23 protein-coding genes are annotated in these 23,861 nt (G+C 46.7%); 15 read left to right on the top strand and 8 right to left on the bottom strand.

The genetic code is table 11. The annotated features are described in order from the left end of the window. Positions 1–50 precede the first annotated feature (50 nt). The 14 genes from DXA87_RS00800 to DXA87_RS00745 all read left to right on the top strand — a co-directional run bounded on the left by DXA87_RS00800 (position 51) and on the right by DXA87_RS00745 (position 14,006). Positions 51–275, top strand: coding sequence for a hypothetical protein (locus DXA87_RS00800; protein ID WP_117502994.1), 225 nt, complete (start codon positions 51–53; stop codon positions 273–275). Positions 276–630: 355 nt separating this feature from the next. Next, a complete protein-coding gene (locus DXA87_RS00795; protein WP_117502993.1) occupies positions 631–984 on the top strand; it encodes a helix-turn-helix transcriptional regulator in 354 nt (117 codons plus the stop codon). After that, positions 971–1,846 carry an ImmA/IrrE family metallo-endopeptidase gene (locus tag DXA87_RS00790; RefSeq protein WP_117502992.1) on the top strand — a complete coding sequence of 292 codons (876 nt, stop codon included), beginning with the start codon at positions 971–973 and terminating at the stop codon, positions 1,844–1,846. Before DXA87_RS00795 ends, DXA87_RS00790 begins: the two co-directional genes overlap by 14 nt. Further along, on the top strand, positions 1,843–2,562 hold the full coding sequence (locus DXA87_RS00785) for a hypothetical protein (protein WP_117502991.1): 720 nt from the start codon (positions 1,843–1,845) through the stop codon (positions 2,560–2,562). The genes DXA87_RS00790 and DXA87_RS00785 overlap by 4 nt, the downstream gene beginning before the upstream one ends. Before the next feature lie 216 nt (positions 2,563–2,778). Further along, on the top strand, positions 2,779–2,973 hold the full coding sequence (locus DXA87_RS00780; RefSeq protein ID WP_117502990.1) for a hypothetical protein: 195 nt from the start codon (positions 2,779–2,781) through the stop codon (positions 2,971–2,973). 431 nt (positions 2,974–3,404) lie between these two features. Next, on the top strand, positions 3,405–4,019 hold the full coding sequence (locus DXA87_RS00775) for a tyrosine-type recombinase/integrase (protein ID WP_117502989.1): 615 nt from the start codon (positions 3,405–3,407) through the stop codon (positions 4,017–4,019). A gap of 179 nt (positions 4,020–4,198) precedes the next feature. After that, positions 4,199–5,038, top strand: a complete 840-nt coding sequence (locus tag DXA87_RS00770) for a tyrosine-type recombinase/integrase (protein ID WP_181968490.1) — start codon at positions 4,199–4,201, stop codon at positions 5,036–5,038. Positions 5,039–5,675: 637 nt separating this feature from the next. Then, entirely contained in the window at positions 5,676–5,906 is a 231-nt protein-coding gene (locus DXA87_RS00765) for a PepSY domain-containing protein (RefSeq protein WP_147326504.1), read from the top strand. Between the two features lie 45 nt (positions 5,907–5,951). Continuing rightward, positions 5,952–6,668: a hypothetical protein gene (locus DXA87_RS00760; protein ID WP_117502987.1), complete on the top strand. Its 717-nt coding sequence runs from the start codon at positions 5,952–5,954 to the stop codon at positions 6,666–6,668. Next, complete coding sequence (gene lepB / locus DXA87_RS00755; protein ID WP_117469893.1) at positions 6,649–7,197, top strand: signal peptidase I; 549 nt, start codon at positions 6,649–6,651, stop codon at positions 7,195–7,197. The genes DXA87_RS00760 and lepB overlap by 20 nt, the downstream gene beginning before the upstream one ends. A 69-nt stretch (positions 7,198–7,266) precedes the next feature. Beyond that, positions 7,267–8,055, top strand: a complete 789-nt coding sequence (locus DXA87_RS00750) for an EAL domain-containing protein (RefSeq protein WP_158552985.1) — start codon at positions 7,267–7,269, stop codon at positions 8,053–8,055. A 23-nt stretch (positions 8,056–8,078) separates the two neighbouring features. Then, on the top strand, positions 8,079–8,237 hold the full coding sequence (locus DXA87_RS17855) for a hypothetical protein (RefSeq protein WP_015554918.1): 159 nt from the start codon (positions 8,079–8,081) through the stop codon (positions 8,235–8,237). A gap of 364 nt (positions 8,238–8,601) precedes the next feature. Further along, positions 8,602–9,003, top strand: a complete 402-nt coding sequence (locus DXA87_RS17770) for a hypothetical protein (protein WP_147326503.1) — start codon at positions 8,602–8,604, stop codon at positions 9,001–9,003. A 2-nt stretch (positions 9,004–9,005) separates the two neighbouring features. Continuing rightward, positions 9,006–14,006: a hypothetical protein gene (locus DXA87_RS00745; RefSeq protein ID WP_147326502.1), complete on the top strand. Its 5,001-nt coding sequence runs from the start codon at positions 9,006–9,008 to the stop codon at positions 14,004–14,006. Positions 14,007–14,070: 64 nt separating this feature from the next. Here DXA87_RS00745 and DXA87_RS00740 read toward each other — a convergent pair whose 3' ends face one another. From DXA87_RS00740 to DXA87_RS00700, 8 genes are all read right to left on the bottom strand, one after another. Beyond that, positions 14,071–15,696 carry a recombinase family protein gene (locus DXA87_RS00740; RefSeq protein WP_002594230.1) on the bottom strand — a complete coding sequence of 542 codons (1,626 nt, stop codon included), beginning with the start codon at positions 15,694–15,696 and terminating at the stop codon, positions 14,071–14,073. Positions 15,697–15,823: 127 nt separating this feature from the next. After that, the gene (locus tag DXA87_RS00735; RefSeq protein ID WP_002594231.1) at positions 15,824–16,018 is read right to left on the bottom strand and encodes a transposon-encoded TnpW family protein; all 195 of its coding nucleotides are present in this window, start codon (positions 16,016–16,018) and stop codon (positions 15,824–15,826) included. Then, a complete protein-coding gene (locus tag DXA87_RS00730) occupies positions 16,015–16,869 on the bottom strand; it encodes an ATP-binding protein (protein ID WP_002594232.1) in 855 nt (284 codons plus the stop codon). Before DXA87_RS00730 ends, DXA87_RS00735 begins: the two co-directional genes overlap by 4 nt. Then, a complete protein-coding gene (locus DXA87_RS00725; RefSeq protein WP_002594233.1) occupies positions 16,866–17,606 on the bottom strand; it encodes a replication initiator protein A in 741 nt (246 codons plus the stop codon). Before DXA87_RS00725 ends, DXA87_RS00730 begins: the two co-directional genes overlap by 4 nt. Before the next feature lie 130 nt (positions 17,607–17,736). Next, positions 17,737–18,123 carry a cysteine-rich VLP domain-containing protein gene (locus DXA87_RS00720; protein WP_002594234.1) on the bottom strand — a complete coding sequence of 129 codons (387 nt, stop codon included), beginning with the start codon at positions 18,121–18,123 and terminating at the stop codon, positions 17,737–17,739. Beyond that, positions 18,113–19,738, bottom strand: coding sequence for a relaxase/mobilization nuclease domain-containing protein (locus DXA87_RS00715; RefSeq protein WP_002594235.1), 1,626 nt, complete (start codon positions 19,736–19,738; stop codon positions 18,113–18,115). The genes DXA87_RS00720 and DXA87_RS00715 overlap by 11 nt, the downstream gene beginning before the upstream one ends. Then, a complete protein-coding gene (locus DXA87_RS00710) occupies positions 19,710–20,105 on the bottom strand; it encodes a plasmid mobilization relaxosome protein MobC (protein WP_002594236.1) in 396 nt (131 codons plus the stop codon). The genes DXA87_RS00715 and DXA87_RS00710 overlap by 29 nt, the downstream gene beginning before the upstream one ends. A gap of 627 nt (positions 20,106–20,732) precedes the next feature. Continuing rightward, positions 20,733–21,221, bottom strand: a complete 489-nt coding sequence (locus tag DXA87_RS00700; protein WP_002569239.1) for a hypothetical protein — start codon at positions 21,219–21,221, stop codon at positions 20,733–20,735. A 592-nt stretch (positions 21,222–21,813) separates the two neighbouring features. On the opposite strand from DXA87_RS00700, the gene DXA87_RS17850 reads away from it, so the two are divergent. After that, positions 21,814–23,859, top strand: a complete 2,046-nt coding sequence (locus DXA87_RS17850) for a hypothetical protein (protein ID WP_158552984.1) — start codon at positions 21,814–21,816, stop codon at positions 23,857–23,859. Positions 23,860–23,861 lie beyond the last annotated feature (2 nt).

Here is a 23,861-nt window from a genome sequence, read left to right as displayed (position 1 = left end):
ATGTAAAAACTGTAACAATGTAGTATACTGGATAACAGAGGAGGTGTACCATGAAAACAGCTATTTATGTACGGACAAAGCAGGATAATGCTGAAGAGAGCCTTTCTGGTCAGAAAGAGAAAGTTTGTGAATTTTGTGCAGGGCAGGAAATACCGGCATATACGGAACGGGAAGGAATAACTGCATTAGACATTCTAAAGAAGGATATGAAAGACGGTAGGATTGAAACGGTAATCACAACCAAGGAGAACCGTAAATACGTGGAAGAACGATAATAAATGAGCAGGCAGCTTTTGGACATTATGTCCAGAGGCTGTCTTTTTTTATATCTATACCTGCTTTTATCTTGCAAATTCATATAGAAGAACTGGAAAACTATAAGACGTATCTGATGGAACTGGAGAAGGGAAAGGAAACCATAGAAATGGATATGCGGGATATCCGGGCGTTTCACGCCTGGCTGGGGGCGAACCAGAAGTTTTGCGATACGAATCAAAAAATTTTTTAATAATTATGGTATTATATATATTAAAATAGCTAAAATAGTAGTATAATATTTCTATCTACTTGATATTTTTTGGTATTTATAGTATCATAAAACCTGTTATGTGTTTAGAAGGAGAGATTAGGATGAAACGTTTGTCTCAGGAAAAAATGATTGAAATGGTAAAGGAACTGAGAAAAGCAAAGGATTTAACGCAGGAACAGTTAAGCAGTGTAACAGGAATGAATCGGCAGATGATCGGCAGGCTGGAGAATCGTGAGTATATGCCATCAATTCCGCAATTAGAAAAGTTGGCAGAGGTACTGGGCTTTAACATTCCGGATTTATATGTGGAGAATGAGCCAATGATTTACACTGCATTCCGGAGTTCAAGTATGTCAGAAGAAGAAAGGGAAGGTGTTGACCATATGTTTGAAATGATGATGGCATCAAAGCAACAGCTTCTTTTAAGAAAGGCGATGCTGAATGAGCAGAGATAATTCTTTGGTATTAAATGATCAACAGATATTTGAAGTGAAGCGCCTGGCATCTGATGCAAGGCGTTTATTTGGTGTTTATCCCAATGTTCCCATAGGTAGTGATATTCGTTTGTTACTTGAAAAGAATGATGTGCTCTTGTGTGAATATCCGTACCCGGATTCTCAGGGAACCCATACGTATGGCAATATTACATGGATAAAAAATGGGGATGATATTATTACCTTTATTGGCTTGAATACTTCAAGCTATTACGATGAACAGATATTTGCCATAGCACATGAAATCTATCATTACACAACCAAAACAGGAAAAGCTTACACACCAGATCTTGAGTATGAGGAACCAATTACGGAGAAGATGGCAGACAGATTTGCGGCAGAGTTGTTGCTTCCGGCAGAAGCCTTATTTGCGTTAGTATCGTATATATTTGGCGCAACGAATCTGTATAATATACAGGAAAATAAGATACTGAGATTTGTCGCAAGAATACAATGTGACTGGTGGCTTCCCTATCAGGCGATTATTAACAGGCTATACGAAGAAAGACTGATTGGTGCGGAACAGTATAAGGATTTGTATGACCTTGATTGTCGCTCTGAGAATGGAGTATATAGGAGGATATTAAAAAGTACCGATGGTGAAATATCCGAATTGTTGAATAAGAAAACAAAAAATATCGGCATTTCAAATAAAGTAATTGAGACAATCATAAGCAACTACGAAGATGGGGTGATTGATGAGAATGAATTTATTGAAAACTTGGCCCTTTTTGGCAAGAGACCAGATGATTTTGGTTTTGATATGCATGTGGAATATGACGATGATCTCAAAGAACTTTTTGAAAGCGGGGATGATGAATGAAGGTAGATACAAGAGAAATCAATCCTGCGTTCAAAAGCATAATACAGAATCCAGATCAAACCGTTTTTCTGGATGCTAATTTTTTTATTCCGCCAGATCGCAGTGAGTATCTGAAGGTGAAACCATATGCTTTCGGAGACTTTAAAGACTGTTGGTTGATTCCACTTCTAAGTGAATTTTCTGGAGTAGCTGTTCATGAATCTGTGTATGATGAATTAGTTGCAGAAAACGTCAAGACATATGCGGAAGAACAGTTAAATGCGGATCCTGCGAAATTAAAAATATATCGTGATAAAGAACTCAGTGATACGGAAGTTGCTTTGATGAATTGCTACATATCGAAGCTTGCCATTCATTCGCAATATGATCCTACCCGAGATAATGCGAAAGATAGGGGAGAAGTAAAATCATTGTCGTTTATGGCGGTAAAGCAGTTTCTGTTTTTTGCTGCAAATGATGCTTTGCCAGTTCGATTAATAAAGGAAGCAGATAAGTTGGATACAGGACTGGATAATCTTGGAATTGTGCAAATGTATGAACTAATATATTATCTGTGTAAAACCGGGAAATACGATAATAAACGGCTGAGAATTCTATACAAATACCAGTACTATTTATCTCAGGCTGATAAAAAAACCAACCCGGACTGGGGAACATTTATGGAGCAGATGGATAAGCTATATGAGGATAATCACGAAAAAGAATCTGGTTCTTGAGATCCTGTTCCATTAAGATAACGCACGCTGCAACGGCCTTTGGACATCATGTCCAGAGGTTGCATTGTTTATACAAGGCATTTACTTGTAAGAGAGATTTCATTAGAATTTTATGATTGCAAATCAGACATTTTTATAATAGAATAAAAGTAGAAAAGAAAAAATTACATTGGTAATCGGCAGGAGAATAGCCATACTAGCAAAGGAGGTGTTTATATGGCAACTTCAAGTATCACGAAAAATTTTGTTATATCTGGTAAGAAACAGGTGGAGGTGTTTGTCGATGCGATAGAAAGATCTGCCAATAACCGCCCGGTACGTGTTCCTGTAGCAGCAAAAGAATTAACAGATACAAATGATATCATAAAATTAATGGAGAAAAGGAAAAAAGCGAATGTTGCAATCAGATAAATATTTAGTAATAAACATTCGCAAGTATCTTGAAAGTCATGATCCGAGACTCGGGGAGGAAGATTTAGTTCAAGTTCTCTCCGAGTTTTCATGTGAGAAGAACCCGGATGTTGAGTGATAATAAATTTGTAAAGTTTGATACCAGACAAACCATTTCAAAAAATCAGGAGCCACATGAACTTGTGCAGCTGTTAAGGCTGCTTTAATGAAAGGTTTTACCTGGTTTAGATTCATAAAGAAAGCGGATGAGTTTACTACGGCAGCCTTTGGACATCATGTCCAGAGGCTGTCTTTTTTTACGCCCATTCCAGCCTTTCTCTTACAAATATTACCAGTTTTTCCAGCAATCTCATATTTTTCCCAGAAAGTAGAAAGCGTACAATAGGTGGAATATGGAAATTCTGTGAGATGAGAAAGGGAGGGGCCATACGATGAGGCTTTTTTATATAGAAGAACTGGAACATTATAAGACATATCTGGTGGAACTGGAAAAGGGAAAGGCAACCATAGAAAAGTATCTCCGTGACATCCGGACGTTTCACGCCTGGCTGGGGGAGAACCTGGAGGTAACCAAGGAACGGGTGATTGCGTACAAAAACTATCTGAAGGAGAATTACAAGGTCACCAGCACCAACAGTATGCTGGTGGCACTGAACCGGTATTTCCAGTATCTGGGCTGGACGGAGTGCAGCGTCAAAGGTTTAAGATCCCAACAGCAGATGTTCTCTCCGGAGTCCCGGGAATTAAAGCAGCAGGAATACGAAAAGCTGGTGTCAACCGCCCGGCAGAAAAAGAAAGAGCAGCTGGCCCTGATCATGGAGACCATTGCCGGAACAGGAATCCGGATCAGTGAGCTTGTGTATATCACCGTAGAGGCAGTCACCCAGGGAAAGGCAGAGGCAGCCTGCAAGGGAAAATGGAGACAGATCTACCTGACAAGGGAACTGCGGAAGCGCCTGATGAAATACTGTAAACAGAAATCCATCAAAACCGGACCGGTGTTCTGTTCCGGAAAAGGAAATCCGCTGGACCGCAGCAATATCTGAAGCATGATGAAGCGTCTCAGCAGAGAGGCAGGGGTCAGCCCGGAGCAACACCGCTCGCACGCAAAGAGTCCGCAGGCGAACTCTTTATTGCCGGAAAAATGATAGGAATCCGCCATCCGGTATACCATAATGTGGACAGGAAGACCCGGGTAGAACCGGACGGAAGGAGACTGGTGAAAATGACAGAAATCGGAGAAGAGACACTGAAGCAGTACAGGGGATATCTGGCGGATCGGGAAAAAAGCATCGCCACCATTGACAAATATCTGCGGGATATCCGTACCTTCCTGCAGTGGATGGGAGAAAACCGGAGCATTACCAAGGAAAAAGTGATCGCCTACAAGGCATGGCTGCAGGAGCATTACAAAACGAGCAGTGCAAACAGCATGCTGGTAGCCCTGAATGGATTTCTGGACTTTATGGGAGAAACGCAGAGCCGGGTGAAGACGGTAAAGGTACAGAAGCAGATGTTCCGTTCCACAGAAAAGGAAATAAGCAGGGCAGAATACAAAAAGCTGATCGAAAAGGCTTACCGGATGGGACGGGAGCAGACCGCACTCATCATGGAGACCATCGGAGCGACCGGGATCCGGATCAGTGAATTGAAATATATCACCGTAGCCGCTGTGAAAAGCGGGAAAACAGAGGTTTCCTGCAAGGGAAAGAAAAGACAGGTGTATCTGGTGAAAGAGCTGAGGGAGAAGCTGCTCAAATACTGCAGAAAAAAAGGGATCTGTAAGGGAAGTGTGTTCGTCAGCCGCTTCGGGAATCCACTGGACCGCAGTAATATCTGGTCGCAGATGAAAGCCATCGGTGCCGCAGCCGGAATCTGTCCGGATAAGGTATTCCCCCATAACCTCCGCCACCTTTTTGCCAGGGTGTTCTGGGAAAAATGGAAGGATCTTTTTTACCTGGCGGATATACTGGGACACAGCAATGTCAACACGACCAGGATCTATACCATGACCACTGTTAAGAACCATGGAAGACGGATGCAGGTGCTGGGATTAGTAACATAAGCTTACCGATCAGGTCTGAATCAGAGCGGAATAAGAGAAGAATCAGAGCAGATGTGAGAAAAATCGGGGCAGAAAAACAAAAATACCACATAATCTGCATTATGTGGTAGAAATGGTATCCAAAAGCGGTGTCTATACATAATGGTATGTTTCCTTACCTGGAAATACTGTCCAAAAGTACCATAATTTTTCTCCGCAATTCATATATACCAAAAATAAATTTGTATGTCAATGATACAATTCGACTTTTTTCGCAAAAAATTGTGCAGAATCTGATACAGAATCCGTAAAGGGTCTATTTTCACAATACAATCAGCGTATAAAACATATTTTTAATACGTTTTGCATAAGGCAATCCCTGTCTGCTTCTACCACATAATGCAGATTATGTGGTATTGCCCGGAAATATTGCCCACATACAATTTTGTCCCCAATATTCGGCAGCTTGTCTTTGCATGGAGCAGATCGTTCGCTCAGTGGTAGTCCACAGTAACAGCTCTCCGTTATGAATAATGTGTGTAAAAGAATTGTGTAACAGAATTCTCCTTTAAAATGTTCCCCTTCCCGATTTTTTCGGGGGGGGGGGCAAACATTTTGTAACGAAATTCAGTACAAAACGAAAGACGTGATGATGCGTATGGAAGGAAAGGAACATCTGAACAGGATCAGCAGAGAAACGGCAATGCAGATTGCCGGCAGAGAGTTACCCCGGGTAGAAAAGATCCATTTATGGGTTTTTCCTGCTCTTTCCTATGAAGAAGGAATTCCGGTGTACCTTCTGAAAGCGTATGCCGACCTGACTTCTTACGATATCATCCTGGATGCAAGGAATGGAAACATTATCAAAAGGACAGAACGCTGTCTGTAAGGAATGAAAATAGATACTTAAGGATAAACCGGAAAGGAAACCAGAATGAGTGAGGAAACCAAAAAGACTGCCAGAGTACAGGCAGGGGAAGAAGCAGTGGAGACCGTGAATGAAAAGACCCTGATGGATCAGCTGGATTCGATGAAAACAGCATTCCGTGGTTATGACAAGGAAGCTACCTGCGAACTGCTGCAGACGCTCATCCGGTCGATGGAGACAGAGAAGAGGGAAGAACACCGTGTCCTGCTCCAGAAGAACCAGAGACTGGTGAAAGAAAAGGAAGCACTGACCACGCAGATGGCAGAGCTTCTGATGAAGGTGGACTCCCTGGAATCGGAAAACCAGCGGATGATGGAACAGCAGAATACCATGCAGAAGAAATATGAGGAGCTGGCAGAAAAGCTGAGCAGGATTTCGGAAAATGCCATTGAACGGGAAACCGAGCTTTCCGCTTACCATCTGCGGGAACAGCAGATGAAGGAACGGGAAGCTGTCCTGTTAAAAATGGAGTCGCAGAAAGAAGCGGAGCTGGAGCAGATAAAGAAAGAGTTCCAGGAGGGGCTGGAGGCAGAGAAAGCAGAAATCCTTGCGCAGGCAGAAGAGGAAGCGGAAGGGGTAAACAATCGGGCAAAGCAGCTGCGGAGGGAGTTACAGGACTTCCGGCAGATCATCAATGTGATACTGGACTTTGACCCGGAAAACGGGGTGCAGACAGACTCTATGGAAAGTGCAGGAGTACCGCATGACCGAGCTGGAATTTGAACTGGAGTTTAAGAAACGGAAACTGCAGAAACGAAAACAGCGCAGGATGGAGCTTCTGATCATCGGTGCACACCTGGGCGTGGTACTTGTACTGCTCTACTGGATGTTTGGCATCGGCATGGTACACGGCAGATCCATGCGCCCCGCTTACCGGGATGGAGATCTGTTTCTGTACCAGAGACGGCTCTTTCGGGAGCCGGATTATGGAGATGTGGTGGTCATCCACAGGCAGGATCTGGAACGGGACATTGTAAAGCGCATTGCAGGCAAGCCGGGAGATGTGATCGATCTGGATGACCTGGGACACCTGACCAGAAATGGGGAACGGGCAGCGGAAACGGAAATCCTGTTCGGGGAACAGGACAGGGATGACTGGATCACCTTGCCCTATACCGTACCGGAAGGATGCTACTTCTGTCTGGGGGATAACCGCCCGAGGTCAGAAGACAGCAGAGAGCTTGGAGCATTCCGCAGGCGGGAGATTACCGGGAAGGTTCTCGCACAGTTCCGGCTGTCATCGGTAAAGTGACCATTCGGGAATCTGCCCGGAGCTTTCGTACAAAAGAAAAATACCAACATGAGAAATAAGGAGAACGGCATGGAACTGTTGAAGGAGGATGGCTGTATCGGCGAAAAGGCATTCCATGGGGAAAAGGAGTGCTTTTTCCAGCCATTTTACAACGTGGAGAAAAAGAGGATCTGGGGAGCGGAAGCCCTGTTCCGTCTGAAGGATGAAAACGGCAATTACTACAACATGGATCAGCTTGCAGCAAAAGCGGAAGAAGAAGGATGGATCGCTGAGATCGACAGATGGGTGTTCCGGGAAGCCTGCAGAAGGATCCCGGAGCTGAGAGCCTACGGACTTAAGAGGATCAACATCAACTTATCCCCGGAGGTCTGTGAGGTTCCGGAGACCGTACCTAACATCATGCAGATACTCAGAAAGTATGAAGTATCAAGAAGTGAGGTCTGCATGGAGATCACCGAGATGTGCAAGGTCAGGAATGCAGAGAATTTCAGCTGCATGGTGGAACAGCTGAGCAGCCAGGGGATCCGGCTGGCGTTAGATGACTTCGGCAAAGGGGAGAGCAACCTGCTTCGGCTGTCCCAGATCCCGTTCCAGACCCTGAAGCTCGATAAGGAACTGGTCTGGGGAACGGAGGGAAGCAGGATGGCAGAGGATCTGGTCGAAGAGATAATCCGTATTGCACACCGTCATAACATCCAGGTCACGGCAGAAGGAATTGAGACACTGGACCAGGCGAGAACCCTGGCAGCCTGGGGATGTGATTACCTGCAGGGGTATCTCATCGCACCGCCTCTCAGCTATGGGAAGCTTCTCACCTTCCTTGAGGAAAACGGAAAAAGGAACTTCCTGGAAGAATAAATAAGGATAAGAAGGAGAAACCGATGAAAAAGGAAAACAATGGATCAAGACCCCTCAGGGAGGAACTGAACAGTTCTGCCGTATCCGAGCAGAATGCAGCCGCATCCTCGGAACTGGCAAACCAGGCACAGATCTTAAAAGAACTGACGGAACATTTTCAGGTACGCAAAGGTACCTGTTGATTTTACATAGATTTTCAATGAATACGATACAAAAGGAGAGAACGTATGAAAAAGCATAAAGGAAAGACGAAACGATGGCTTGCCGGAATCCTGTCGGCAGTGCTGGTAATCGGATCCATCAATCTTGTGGATGCTTTAGAAGGAAGTAATGGGGAAAGTGCACTGTATGATGCACCGGAGCTTACCATCACGCAGGGAGCCACAGACTATGATCTGATGAAAGACATTACCTATGACCACAGCCTGTATGAACTGGCTGTAACTGATGAGGGTGGATTTGATGTCAATACCGTGGGAGACTATGAGGTAACCTATTCCCTGACTTCCAAGGATGATGGAACGTTGGAGCCGGGAGATTCGGGGGATGCTTCCAATTCGGATAATGAAAACAAAGACCAGAACAGTGGAGACAATCAGGGAGGGGATAACACCCAGACCGGCGATAACTCTGATAATGCGGGTTCTGATAACGGATCCGACAGTTCCGACAGCAGCAATGGAGGAGACAGTGCGGATGCCGGACAGGGAGATACGGGTTCTGACAGCAGCAATGCAGAAGACAGCATGGATGCCGGACAGGGAGATACGAACTCTGACAGCAGCAATGCAGGAGACAGCACGGATGCCGGACAGGGAGATACGAACTCTGACAGCAGCAATGCAGAAGATACTGCAGATGCGGTCAGCGGAGAGGATGCAGCACAGAGTGAGGAGAATACCGGAGACACCGGTGTACTGGGTGTATCCAGGCCGAGAACGGGTGTAGATATGAGCTATCAGTCAGAGCCCGTGGGTGCGGAAGCCGTTGATGTAACAAAAGGGGATGACACCAATACCGTTGATACGCAGGAAAAGCAGGTCATCACCTTTACAAGAACGGTTCATGTAGTAGCGGCTTCTGAGGACAAAGAACCCGTGTATGTAGCACGGGAACTGGTGCTGACACAGGGAGAAGAAGACTACGACCTGACAGATGACATTCTCTATGATGATGTAAAATATACACTGGAAGTAGTAGAACTTGGTGGTTTCGATATTAACAAGATCGGCTCCTACGAAGTGACCTATTCCCTTACGCCTGTGACAACAGAAGGAACACAGGAAAATGGACAGGATGACACACAGGAAAATCAGGTCATCACATTTCAGAGAACGGTTACTGTGAAAGCAGCCGTGGAAGAAACCGGGGAGTTTGAAGTTCCGGAACTCTACCTGGAGCAGGGGCAGGAAGACTATGACCTTGCGGCAGGACTTGTTTATGATGAAAATAAGTACAAACTGAATATAAAGGATGATGGAAATTTTGACATTATGCTTTCGGGAGAGTACAAGGTGACATTTGTTCTTAATCCGCTGGAAGAGAATCCGGATTCTGAGAACAATACAGGCGATGCGGATACTTCTGATCCGGATCAGACGGATGGAGATCAGAGTGAAAAAGTACTTGGCGCTACCTGGAGTATGGACAGCTCTGCTGAAAATGCAGATGATAAAACAGAAAACAAAAATACAGAAGATAACAATACAGAAGATAATAATACAGAAGATAATAATACAGAAGATAACAATACAGAAAATGATAATGTAGAAGATAAGAAAGAAGAAAATGACAATACAGCCAACACGGACCAGGCGGAGGATACTTTTGTAATCCCGGATGGAATTACTACCTTCACCAGACGTGTTGTGGTCACACCGGGAATCGCATTGTTATCAGCCGGCAATACCATCAACAATAATTATCCTTGGTCTCCTAATATGACCGATAGCAGTGTCACACTGAGTGCACCGAAAGATGATACCTATGCGGGAACTCCGGTATTACAGTGGACGAATACAAACACCCTTGGAAAAGCTGATATAACGGACAATTCATGGGAGAATGTTCCTGGCGTAACGGTAGTAAACAAAAATGTTACCCTGTCAGGGGCTAGTCTTGTAGATGGTAAGTGGTATCGTTTTAAATTTAGTGATGACGATTATAGCGAAGCTGTGAGGCTAGTATCTTCGAATGGTGGGGGATATAGAGGTGGTCAAAAATGGCCTCTTTCTAAACAATTTTGGAACTTTAAATGGTCATCCTGGTATATTTCTAATGATAACGTTATGTATACACCGTCAAAGACGGGTTTTGTAAGCAAATGTGGTTTTGATATTTGCTTTTATTATAATGGGTATTGGAATGCTACTTCTTTCAAAGGGGAGTGGTCTACAATTACTACATCCACGGCGGCTAATGAAATTTCCATCTATGACGCACAAACGCATTTTAAAAGTTCTCCTATCCGTTTTTACTTTGAAGACTATACGATATTTTTAAACATAAAACCAGCGGATAAAGCTTATAGCATCGCTACAGATATTTGCCTGGGGAATAAATCGAGTATTGGAACATATTATGACTCGCTTAACATGAGAGCTACTGATAATAGAAAAATACATCAGTTTGATTTTGTGGGTAAGCAGCCAGATGACCCCTATCAGCCAAATCAGATGACAATGGTAGTAAAAAGTTACACAGAATTATGCAAATGGGCAGCAGAGAGACATAACGATGCAGTTTTTTTTAAGAATAATCCTGTTGTGGAAAGTTCACAAGATGCAGGCATCTCTCTGAGCTGGGAAAATCAGAATGATATTTTAGTATCTATTTCGCTGACAACATTAGAAAATAGCTCCATTGTTATTCAAAATGTCAAGTTTGAATCCGGAAATGGAACTTTCACAGAGCCAGGCAAAAAGCAGGAGTATCTGTTTTTTGATAATGAAGTGTTGGGAACGCAGCAGGTATACCCTCCTGTGAAAAACACCAACAAGGTAATTGAGAAGATCCCTGCTGTTAGACCAAATAATAATGCTGAAAAATTCCAAGGATGGAAATTAGCTGTTTCCGGTACTCCGGATGGTGATATTGATCTCAATAAGCTATATACTGACGATGAAGTGACAGCGCTGAAGTATAAGGATGTTTATAAGACCATGACCTTTACGGCACAGTATGGTGAGGAACAGGCACAGATCTTTACAGGAGGGACAACAGCAGCCAAGAAATATGCTTCTGTTGAACAGGCTTTAAAAGATGCTGCATCCGGTGACACGGTCAGGATCATTAAAGATGGAAAAATAACCCCAACCACGGCAGACGGCGTAGAGGCAGCAAAGGATGTTACGTTAGAGCATTATAACGATGCCACCAGATTCTATAAGACGACAGTTTCCTCGAAGATTGCCGTGGATGAGGACAGCGTGGTAACCCTGATGGATGGAAAACTAGAGCTTTCTGCAAATGCATCCGTTAAGGTACTCAATCCGACCGATGGGCAGACTTATCAGGTAACAGCTCCAGACTGCACTTCATGGGTAACTGTAGACGATAAGGATAAGGGAGACTCCCCTTATTTTATGGGAGAGGCGGATGGAGATGTACAAATAGGTGCAGTGACCTATTCGTATGAGAATCCAGGTCAAGGTCAGTTCACACATGTCAACATTCCACAGGGAATGAAGAATAATGATCAGGTAACAAAAGCTGAAGTCGCAGCAGATCAGCAGGTAACCATTGAGGTGGACAACGCGAATTCAGTAGTATTGAAAGGAACTGGATCTCAAGGCAATACCGTAACTGTTAAGAGGCGTACAGCTGATTCGAAGGTGGACGTAAAACTGCCTTCAGGCGCACAAGGTACAATCTTTGGACATGCCGTAGGTGCAGCTCCGGCAGGCGGCGTAACAGTCAGCCAGAGCAGTGCAGAAAATACAGGATATCCGGACAGGAATTATATCGTAATAGCTGTTGCGGGAGAGAAAGTCACAGTAGATGGTATTGAATATGTTGCAACGGAAAACAATCAGAAGTTTTATCTTGGAACATTTAAAGCAACCGTAACCATAGGAAGCAATGCTGAGATTACAAGTGGTAAGGAGCAGACTGATGTTGGTTATTTAAAAACTTATACTGTAAAAATCAGTCCAAAAGCAGATTATGATCTGGATCAGGACAACTTTATCGTTACTATGAAGGAAAGCGATACAGGGATTGTTAAGAATTTGACATTTAGAGATGTGTGCAGGGTAGATCCGGCAGATGGAAGCATTACAGTTACGATTTCAAATGTCAGTGGAGACATTACAGTGAATGCTGCGGCAAAACGGCAGATGACAACCTTAAAAGTAACAGGTCTTGCAGCAGGAAATGCAAAGGGAAGCTTCAAGGCGGTAGATGCATCTGGTAATGAATACAAACTGGAGCGGGATGGCAGCATCAATGTAAACCGCAATGAGGAACTCACCCTTATATTTACGCCAAATGATTTTTCAAATCCTTATTATTCAGATCTTACCGGGGAGAAGGGAGAAAGTTTCTCTATCCTGACAGCATTGAAGGAGACAACAAACAATACAGATTTATTTGCAGGAGCAAAAACGTTTAACTGGAAAGAAAAGAGTTATGAATTAAAGTACACACCGACAACTTCAGATGTGACACTGCAAGCTGTATTCACACCGTCCCATATCGTACATGTTCATGTGACAGGTGGTACGGCAAAAGTGAAAGATACAGGGCTTGTAACAAAAGAATCAGGTGCGGACCAGTTCCAGCATGTCATTGTGAAAGACAATGAAACAGTAGAGCTGGAGTTAGAAGATACAACAGGAACAGCCACTACTTATAAAAAGGCATATTGGAGCAACGTGGATGGCAGTGATGATACTGATGTATCCAATCAGGCTTTCATAGGAAATGGAACAAGCTATACTTACACAACACAGGCGGTAGGCAAACCACAGGCATTAAATATTACATTTGAAGAGGGACAGAGCGTAGATGTAAAAGTGACACATGGAGAACTTGTGACTGGAAATGATGGTGTGGCGTGGAATGATAAAGGAAACAGTACATACCAGACGATTGTGAAGAATAATGGAGCATTGAAGGTCAATATTAAGCCAGAGGATGGTTACGGATTAAAGAGCATTACGGTTAATAATGTGGCAATTGATATTGATGCGGCAATCAAGAGTGGGGAAATTACATGGGATGGTATAACGAAGACCTATTCCCATACATTCGCAAAAGTTTATCAGGCATGGAATGTTACGGTGGACTTTGAAAAACTGCATGAGATCGTTTTTGAAGATCAAAAGGGCAATATCTTAAATAAGACAGAGCATATTACAGTGATTGATGGAGATACGATTCCGGCAGCAATCTTTACCAAAATGCAGGAAGAAGCAGATAAGTCAAAGGCTGAAAATGAGAGCCTCTTTGTATGGGTTGATAAAACAGACAGAACAAAGATCTATAATGAAACAACTGTGATGACTGCACAGACTGCGGATGTCGTGAACTTAATCTCGGTATACCGGATGAACGTGATCAAGGGGGCAGATGGAAGCGTTATTGCAGCAGATGATTTTGTCATTCATGTGAACGATGTCAGAAAGCTTACGGACACAGAGGCAGTGACACTCGCAAATGTGACTGCTTATGATCATTCCGGTTCAGACATCAGTAATATGGTGACTGTGGAACAAACAAAATTAGAGGAATTAAAGAAAAAGACTAAGGGAACATACGTGGATGCTTTGACCTTTATGATTGAAGCATCAGGATTGACGACAGGCGTAGAAGTGGAAGTGACGGATGATAATCCGACCATTACGGGAAAGACAGCATATACGCTGACTTTCAAGGGAAGAGCAAATGAGACTTATAAGTATCAGGAGCTGGATGCCCAGGGAATCTGCTTATGTGTGATAAAGAAGTAATAGAAGTGTAAAAAATTTTGCCGTTCCTATCCGGCACATGAGGTATGTCGGATAGGTCGGGCGGTTAGGTGTCGGGCAGTTCTACCTTGCCGACAAAAGAATAATAGATTTCGATTTCCTGTCTGCGTAACTTGCCCCGGCGTTTCCCGTCAAGGGCAACGCTTTCATGGACAACGATTTTCTCCACAAACTCCCGCAGCAGAGTAGGGGTAAGTTCTTCAATGGTAGTGTGCCTGCGTACCACATTCATAAACTTTTCAGCGTTTGCGGTGGCTTCCTGCGCTTTGGAAAGTTCTTCCCGCAGTCTGGCGGCACGTTCTTTCAGTTCTTTCTGCTCGGCTTCATAGTCTGCCGACAGCTCTGTGAAACGCTCGTCCGATATGCGCCCGGTTACGCTGTCCTCATACAGCCGCTTGAAGATAGCAGATAACTCGGCTATGCGTTTCTCGGCGGCTTCCAGCTCCTTTTTCTTGGCGGCGTTCCTGCGTCTGTCCCCGTCCTCATTCTGCTCGATTAAAAGCTTCATAAACCGGGCTTCATGCTTTGCCGCATAGCTGGTAACTTTCCGCAGATTGGAGAGTACGCCAGCGGTCAAGAGGTCAGTGCGGATAAAGTGCGCTGTGCAGTCGGCGGTGCGTTTCTTGTAGCTTCCGCAGATATAACAGTCCTGCTTGCGCTTGTCCGTCTGGTATCGCTGCTGGTACATGACGCTGCCGCAGTCGGCACAAAAGAGTATGCCGGAGAACAAGCCCACTTCGTCATAACGGTTGGGGCGTTTGCGCTGCTTGCGTAACTCCTGCACCCGTTCCCACGTTTCCCGGTCAATGATAGGCTCATGGTGGTTCTCAAAAACCGCCTGCTTTTCCGGGGGATTTTCTATGCTGTGTTTCAGCTTGTAGGACGGCTTCTCGGTCTTAAAGTTTACCAGACAGCCCGTATATTCCCGGTTTTCCAGCAGATGAACCACGGTATTGGTCGCCCACTTGCACTCATAGCCGGGGTGGTAGCGGCGGGTGCTGCCCGTCCTGCGGTATTCCAGCGTCCCCGGCGTGGGGATTTGCTGCTCGGTCAGCATACGGGCTATCTTGGTCGGACCGTTCCCGGCAAGGCAAAGGCTGTAAATCTGCCGTACCACCGGGGCGGCTTCCTCGTCAATGATAAAGTTTTCGTCCTCGTCCATGAGGTAGCCATAGACGGGCTTGCTTGTGATGGGCTTTCCGCTCATGCCCTTAGAGCGTTTTACTGCCTTGATTTTCTTGCTCGTATCTCTCACCAGCCATTCGTTAAAAATGTTCCGCAGCGGGGCAAAATCATTTTCCCCCTGTGCGCTGTCCACTCCGTCATTGATAGCGATGAAGCGGACACCTTTCTGTGGGAAAATCATTTCTGTGTACATTCCCACCTGTAAGTAGTTTCGCCCTAACCTCGACATATCCTTGACGATAACTGTCCCGACTTTCCCTGCTTCAATGTCTGCAAGCATGGCTTGAAATCCGGGTCTTTGAAAGTTCGCACCGGAATAACCGTCGTCGGTGTACCAGCGCAGATTAGAAAATCCATTCTGTTTGGCATAGGTTTCCAAAATCCTCTTTTGGTTGGAAATGGAATTGCTCTCGCCTTGCAGCTCGTCCTCATGGGACAGTCTTGGGTAAAGGGCGGTAATGAGTTGCTGGGTGGTCTGTCTTAACATAAATTCCTCCGTTTCCGACAGCCAGCCCCACTATTCCGTACCTTGATTGTACCACATGGGGCGGCTGTCTGTATAGCGGCAAAAGCGTCAAATCTGCTTCTTTACGGTCGGTAAAAATGACGGTTTTTCAATCAGGCTTATCACAGGTCAAATATCCGGCGGCGGCTTCTGCTTCCAGCACTTTCATCATCTTGTCAGCGGCGGTGTCGGTCGCCCCCTCCTTGAAAAAGCCAGACACCACAAGGATTGTGTTGCCTATCCTCGTTTCGGTCACGCAGTCCGGGCGGCGGGCAGGGCGTTTGTTTCTCTGGGTGTCGGTCATAGGCAAATCTCCTTTCCGGCAAGCAGCCGTTTCAGCTGTTCCATTTTTCCCTGTGCGGCGGCTTTCCTCAAATTCTCCCCGGTAAAGCAGAGAGGGGAACACATTTCAAGCAGGCGGTCATAAATCCGGGCGTGGGCGGTGTCCTCCGGGTGCTGCAATTCCTCCAGCGTGAGGTTGGTCGTCACAATCAGCGGCTTCCTGCTCCGGTAGCGGCTGTCAATCACATTGTAGACCTGTTCCAGACCGTATTCTGTGCCACGCTCCATTCCAAAATCGTCAATGATGAGCAGGGGGAAGCTGCAAAGGCGGGAAATATATTCGTTCCTGCCCGCAAAGCTGGCGGCAAGGTCGTTTAATATTGCTGCAAAGTTTGTCATGCACACCGGGACTTCCTGCTCCATGAGGGCGTTTGCAATACACCCGGCAAAATAGCTTTTCCCAGTGCCTACCCTGCCCCACAAGAGCAGCCCGTAGTTCCCGTCCTTTATCTGTTCCCAGCGTGCCACATATCCGGCGGCGTTCTTCATCTGCGGGCAGCTGCCGTTATCGTTGGCAAATGTCCAGTCCTGCATGGTCTTGTCTGTAAAGCCCTGCCGTTTCAGCCGTTCCACCGTTTCAAGGTGGCTGCGCCGCTTCTCGGCGGCTTCCCGTTCCTTACGGGCTGCCCGCTGGCAGTCGCACTCTGACGGGTGGCGGTCACGCCCGAAAAAGGTCTTGCCCTCCGGGAAATAGGCTTCTTTGGGTTTCCGGCATTTGCCGCAGTATAAAAGCCCGTCCTCCCCGGTGTAATCCTCCGGCTCGGCTGTGGTGTCGGTCATAGGCAGTATGGTGTTGTGGATTGTATCGGTCATAGGCTTTCTCCCTCCTTGAATGAATAGTCCGGTATGCCTTTCTTTGGCTTCTCTTTGGCAGCGTCCTCCTGCGCCCACTTGTAAATGGTGGCTGCATGGCTCTGGTACTGCTTCCCGGTGGAAGCGATGTGGCAGGAAAGGCGGTCAAGGTAATACTCCCACTTGCCGGGGAAGTCCTGTTCCAGCTCCAAAAGTTCTGTGTCAGAAAGAAATACATTTTTATATCTGCCATAAGCGGCGGGGGGCTGCCCCTCACTCGCTCCTTTTGTTTGGCTCTCTATTAGGTTGTTTATATTAGTTTGGTTAGGGGACGGTTTTCCGACCGTCATAAGGTCAGTTTTCCGGCTGTCAGTTGGTCGGTTTCCCGCCCTTATGAGGGGCGGTTTTCCGTCCGTCAGTTGGTCGGAAAACTGTACCACTGGGATAGGCGGCACTTTCACATACAGACGGTTGGCGGCAGAAAAGCCCGTCCGTCTGCGTTCCAGCAGCCCGGCAGCGTCCAGTTCGTTCAGTGCGCCCTTTATGGTGGTGCAGCCTTTATCCAGCATTTCCGCTATCTCTGCTATGGGGTAGACAATGTATGTCCGTCCCTCGCTGTCCTGCCAGCCGTTCTTCTGCGAAAGGGTGGAACGGTCTAACAGCAGCGCATATAACTCTCTTGCGGTGTGGGATAGGTCTGTTTCCAGCAGGAAACGGGGGTAAGGCAGGTAAGCGGGCAGCTCCGTTCCTGCGGTCATATAATCAGCGATAGGGTTCACCTCCTTGTGGTGTCTGTCTGTGGGTTCTGTTACGCTTTTAGGGGGCGTTTTTAAGGGAAAAGGATAAATGTATCACGCACCCTTTGACACCCTCCAAAAAAGCCTTGATTTATGCGGGTTTGAAATGCCCTAAAGCGTGACATTTCTCCCTTTGTTTCCGCTTCCGTTTGGCGGCGTTTATCCGCTTCATGCGTCCGGCGCAGTCCGGGCAGTATTTCCCCCGGTTGGATTTTGGGAAGAAGAACGCCCCGCAGACAGCGCAGCGTTTCCGGCTTCCCCGGCGCAAGAGGGCGGCTTCCAGTGCTTCATCAAGGGGCAGGACAGCGGCGGTAAACCAGCGGCAGAGCAGCGAATAGCTGATACTCTGTACACACACGCAAGGCTCGCCGTCCTCCAACAGCAGGCAGTTCCCGCTGTCATAGTTGCAGCACTCATGCACAAGGCGGCGGGCTGCCCGGTACTGGCGGTAGTCCATGCGGGGGATATTACCGTTCATGGCTCTGCTCCTTTCTGCGCTGCGGCTCGCTCCGGCGTAAAATCTGGTCGATATTGCCCTTGACAGTCTGCAAGCGGCGGTACTCCTCCCGTTTTGCCCGGTAATCGTTGTAGCCGCTGTTTTTCTCTTTGATAAGGCTTTCAATCTCTGCTTGCAGGGATTTATAGCTCGGCAGCTTGGAAATGCCGTTCTCCCTGAAATAGCGGGCGGCTGCGTCTGCTATGATAAAGTCACTTTCATGCTTCTGACGGTAGGCTGCTTTTGCTTTGGCGTTTTTCTGCTGTTTCAGCCCGTCCCGGACAGGGCGGGTCTTGGAATAGGCAAGCACCTGCCGTTGCAGCTCCTTTTTCCCGTTCAGCGTCTTTTCCACCTGCTTCAACCACGCAAGGCTTTCCTGCATGGCGGCATAGGCGGCAGAACAGGCTTCGTCCAGTTCCTCCGGGGAGGAAAAGCCGTACTGCTGATAGGCGGTAACGGTAGCTGCCATTTGCTTTAGGTTGTGCTTTGCCGCCCAGCGGTCATAGCCCACGCCCTTGCCCTCGGCTCGCTTGGCTTCCCGGTCAACCATGCGCTGCAAGGTGTTGTCTGCCGGGGTGGTTTTTGCAGCTTTTTCCCCTTGTAACGGCTTTTTAACTGCGGCAGGGTATTCGGGTATGGCTTTGGTCTGTTCGGCAGCTCTGTGGGCGTTCTGCGTGAGCAGGGCAAGGACAGCAGCCTTGTCAAAATCGTCCCCCAGCTTTCGGGCTGTGATAGGCTTTGTCCTGTCCGGCGTGAGGTAGGAAAGCCGCCCCCGGCTCTCCTTGACGGTCACACCCTCCCGCAGCAAAAGGGAAGAAAACTCGTCAAAGCTGCCAGCTTGGGAAAGTGCCTGCCGTATCGTCCGGCGCAGCTTCGCCTTGTCCGTTTCAAACTTGGTGGGCTTGGTCGGCTGTCCGGCGGCTTCTCTGGCGGCGTTCTCTTTGTCAAGGGCAAGCTGCCCTTTCTTTGCCGCCCAGTATTCCCGTTCGGTTATCCGTTCCTTGCTGCCGTTCAAGAGGTCGATTTGGTAAAGCCCCTCCCGGTGGCACATTTCCATGACTTCGCTCTTGAAATATTCCATAGCGGCGTTGGTGCAGCGGTGCTTGCAGCCCTCCAGCGTGTCGGCTGGTCTGTCCATGTAGGGCAGAAGCGGGACTTCGTAAATCCGCAGGGAGTTGATGACGATATGCACATGGATATTCCCGCTGTGGTTATGCCCGTCCGGGTGGGTGCAGATTAGGGCTTGGTGTCCGGGGAAATGCTCCTTGCAGAACTGCTCGCCCAGCTCCTGCGCCCGGTCTACGGTCAAGCCGTTGTCTGTCCCGTCCCGTGGGTCAAAGCTGATGATATAGTGGTGGCTTTTCACATCTTCCCGTTTTTGGTTTTTCTCATAGCGGAGATTGGCTCGCATACAGGCAACAGCGAAATCCTCGCCCCCGCAGTTGAGGGAAGAAATGCGGTAATCCTCCCTCGGTATCAGCCGCCCGTTTTCATCAAGGGTGGCTTTCATGGTAAACTCGTCATGCTCAAATGTGAGATAGGCTTCCGCTGCGCCATAGTCGGCGTTTTTAGAGCTGATATGTTTGAATGTTGCCAACAGCGTCACCCACTTTCTGCAAGACTTCAAACTTTAGGGCAGCAAGGTCGGAAACCGCCGCCCGTACCTCCCCGGCAAGCTGCGGATAGGGACTGTGCCACTCGTTCAGCGTCCGGGCTATCTGGTTTAAGTTGCCGCCGATCCTCCCGTATTCGGCGGTCAGCTTCCCGACAGCGGCAAGCAGCTCGTCATTGATGGGGGAAACGGTTATGATGGGGCGTATGGCTGCCCCGGTTATGGCTTGCCGGATAAACTCGGCTTGGCTCATGTGGTAAGCAGAAAGCCGCTGGGCAAACTCGGCGTATTCTTCCTCGGTCATGCGTGTTTTGACTACCCGGCTGCGGTGCGGCGTGTTGTATCGTTTCATAGGTGGTTGACCTCCTTTCTGTGCGTGGTGTCCTCTCACTAATAGGAGAAAAACAGGGTGTGAAGCGGAACTGTTTTTGAAAAATCCGAAAAATATTTTGAGGGGTTTTTCAGCGGCGCAAGCCGCATAAGCAGGGTTTGGGGAAGGCACTCCCCAACAAGATTCCCGCAGGGGCAAAATGAGCGATAAGCGAATTTTGGCACCTCGGTAGAATCTTGCTCTAAGAAACTGCCGGCCTGCCGTTCACTTGCTACTGCCACTTTTTCAGAAAATCTATAACCAGCTTTTTTTATAAAAGGCTGCGGGCTGGCGTTTTTCCCTTACTCCCTACAAACCACAAAAGAGCAGAATGGACGGACTTTCCGGCAAGAACTTTTCCGGCGGCTCGGTCTTTCCCGACAATAAGGCGTTTCGGAAGCTGCGTTTTGCCCGCTGTCTGAAAAAAATGGCAGCCTTTTTTGGTTTCACTGTCTAATACGGAACTTTTGGAAATTTGCCAAAAATGGACGCAAAAAAAGCAGCAAATCTTTTTCGGATTTACTGCTTCATGTGCCGCTGCGGTGCGGCGGGATGGATATTCAGTTGAAATAAAAGAGGATGGTGGTACTTTAGTCTATCGACTCTTTACTAACTATTAGGTAATCTTGAAAGATTTTCCTTGAATTTATCTAAAGAATGTTCATTGTTTCCCGCAAAAATAAGTGGAATTGTATATTCATATGATATGCCATTTTCATAGTCCGATAATTGTATTTTTATAGTATCATCCCTCTCATCTTTAGGTGCTATATATATGAATGAATTTTTATTTATATCAGATATTTTCCCTTTTTCAGAAGAAACAGTATAACCCCAGTCTGTTAAATTTGTCTTTATTGTAACTTCTGTTTCTGTTTCTTTTCTAGTCTGCAATGCTGTTTTATCGATTTGGATATCAAAAGGAGTCGAACCTAACAATTCACTGTTTATATTTACAAGTTCTTCTCCATTTGTTTTAGAAATATTAGATTCATCTTCATAATTTTGTTGAGATTCATCTTTTGGTGTTTCTCTGTTACATCCTAATAAAAAGCATAAAATAATTAGTACTAATACAGAAAGTTGTTTTTTTTGCATTTATTTCTCCTTTCATATTATCAAAGAAAGCACTGAGAGTACTTTCAAGAAATTTTGAAATATTCTCAATGCTTTCTATTTTTTGATCATAAACTTGCCGGTAATGATACTATGTTAATTTATCTCTTTCGCGTAACCTTTGTTGCAATATACACATGCACCATTCACCCATTTGTGAGACATTTCAATCGTCTCAACTTCATAAATGCTTACTTCTCCACAAATTAAACATTGTTTGTAATTATATACATGACGTGTCGCACATTTATCCCAGTCATCATATATACCAGGCATTTCATCTTCATATCCATAGTACTGGGGAGAACCCTAACTATGAGTATGAGCGGCAAATACAGTCATTGGAGCAGCTACAATTCCAGCTACTACTGAAAGTGCTAAAATAGATTTTCTTAAATTCATAAGTTCCTCCCTTTCCTTAAAAATACATAGCTCTTTGTTACATTGTCATTTTAACATAATAATTGGTAAAATGCAATAATTTATTTTCTATTTACGAGAAAATACTGTGCATATTATCTTATTTAGGAATAGTTAAGGCGGCTACCTAAATCTTTTTATTACTTTACCGCACATGAGCATTCCGACAGGTAATGAATCAACCATATTTACGGATGGGGATGGAAAAGCAACCATCACAGGCCTGAAGAAAGCAACACCATATCAGATCAGTCATAAGAAATATGGTTCTGTAAACGGCAAAACAGCCCTCGTGGATGCAAAAGATATCGCAAAGCAGTTTGCGGATGACGGTGACCAGACAACGACAAATGGAAAAACCGATAAGGATGAGAAAGCATCTAATAATAATGTAGATGTTGTAGTGGATGCTGACGGCAACTACAAGGTCATCGTGAAGAAAGACATCGACCACACAGTTGAGATCCCTGACACATGGGGTGAGGTCAAGATCGACTTAAATGATAAGACCATCACAGGTGACAAGGCAGATGATAATAATGAGGCAAAACCGGGACTGGAATTTGTCAAGGATGTTAACAGCAACGAACATCCGGGAACGAATCTTGAAATCGTAAACGGTACGATCAAAGGTGGAGACGGTTCTGCTAAACATCCAGATGGAGCAGCCGGTATCGGAGCCAGTGGTGATACAGCAGATGCCGGACTTATCATCGGAAGCAATGCAAATGTGATCGGGGGTAACGGTGCAGATGGCACCGAAGGCAAAGATGGAGGAAACGGCGGAGCCGGTATCGACGGTAACGGCAAGATCACTCCGACGGTCAATGGAACGGTAACCGGCGGCAACGGTGGTAAAGGCGGAGATTCCGCAGCCGGTACTCCGGGTAATGGAGGAAACGGTGGAACCGGAATCAGCGCAGGCGATAAGACCATCACCATCAATCCTAGTGGAACCGTCAAAGGCGGTGATGCAGGAAGCGGCGGAAACGCAACAGGAGATAACACGAATCCTGGTGGCAACGGCGGTAACGGCGGTACGGGAACCGAGACCACACAGCCCGGAAAGACCGATAATAACGGTGGTACAACATCGGGTGGAAATGGCGGTGACGGCGGAACTTCCAACAACGGCAACGGTGGAAACGGAGGAGACGGCGGCAGCGGCTCCACAGGGGAAAATAATAACAACGGCGGCACCAGCAGTGGCGGCAACGGCGGAAATGGCGGCGACTCTGACAAGGGTAACGGCGGATCCGGCGGTAATGGAGGAAGCTCAGGCGAAACCGGAGGAAACGGTGGTAACAACACCGGAGGCAACGGTGGAAATGGCGGAGATTCCAACAGCGGCAATGGAGGATCCGGCGGAAACGGTGGAGACTCCAACAGCGGCACCGGAGGCAACGGTGGCAATGGTGGAGATTCCAATAACGGCACCGGAGGAAACGGCGGAAATGGCGGTGGCTCCAACAACGGCACCGGAGGAAACGGCGGAAATGGCGGTAACTCCAACAACGGCAATGGAGGAAACGGCGGAAACGGCGGAGACTCTAACAGCGGAAATAATGGAAACGGCGGCAGCTCCGGCAGTAACGGTAACAGACCCGGCGGAAATGGCGGCGGCTCCAACAATGGCAATGGAGGAAACGGCGGTAACAACGGCGGAGGCAACTCTGGAAATAACTCCGGAAATAACTCCGGAAATAACTCCGGAAATAACTCCGGAAATAACTCCGGAGACAACGGCGGCAATAACGGTGGTGATAACTCCAATACCAATGGGAATAACAATTCCGGAAGTACAGGTAACACAGGTAATACACCAGATGCAGGTAATACAGCCGGCAATGATTCCGGAAATAATGCCCATAAAGGAAATAAAGGAAACAGTACCGGCAACAGTAATGCCGGGCAGAAGGATCCGGCAGAGGATGACAGCCTGAACGATGCTGCGGATGAAAGCAGCCTGACAGGTGATGCAGATGGCAGCGATGCAGACGGAAGTGATGCAGATGGCATACAGGAAGAGGAGAGCATCCATGCAGACAGCGACAGCGTTGAGAATGGTACGGACAGTGACAGCCATATACCGTTTGGTGAATGTGGTTTCCACTGGATCCCCATTGTATGGCTCCTTGTAATCCTGGGTTATACCGTAGTACGTGTGAAGAAGCTCCGTGATGAGTCAGAAGAAGCCTAAGG

It is taken from the genome of Desulfotomaculum sp. OF05-3 (assembly GCF_003435535.1).
GTDB classification, from domain to species: Bacteria; Bacillota; Clostridia; order Lachnospirales; family Lachnospiraceae; genus Pilosibacter; species Pilosibacter fragilis.
This window is presented reverse-complemented; position numbering and strand designations above follow the sequence as displayed.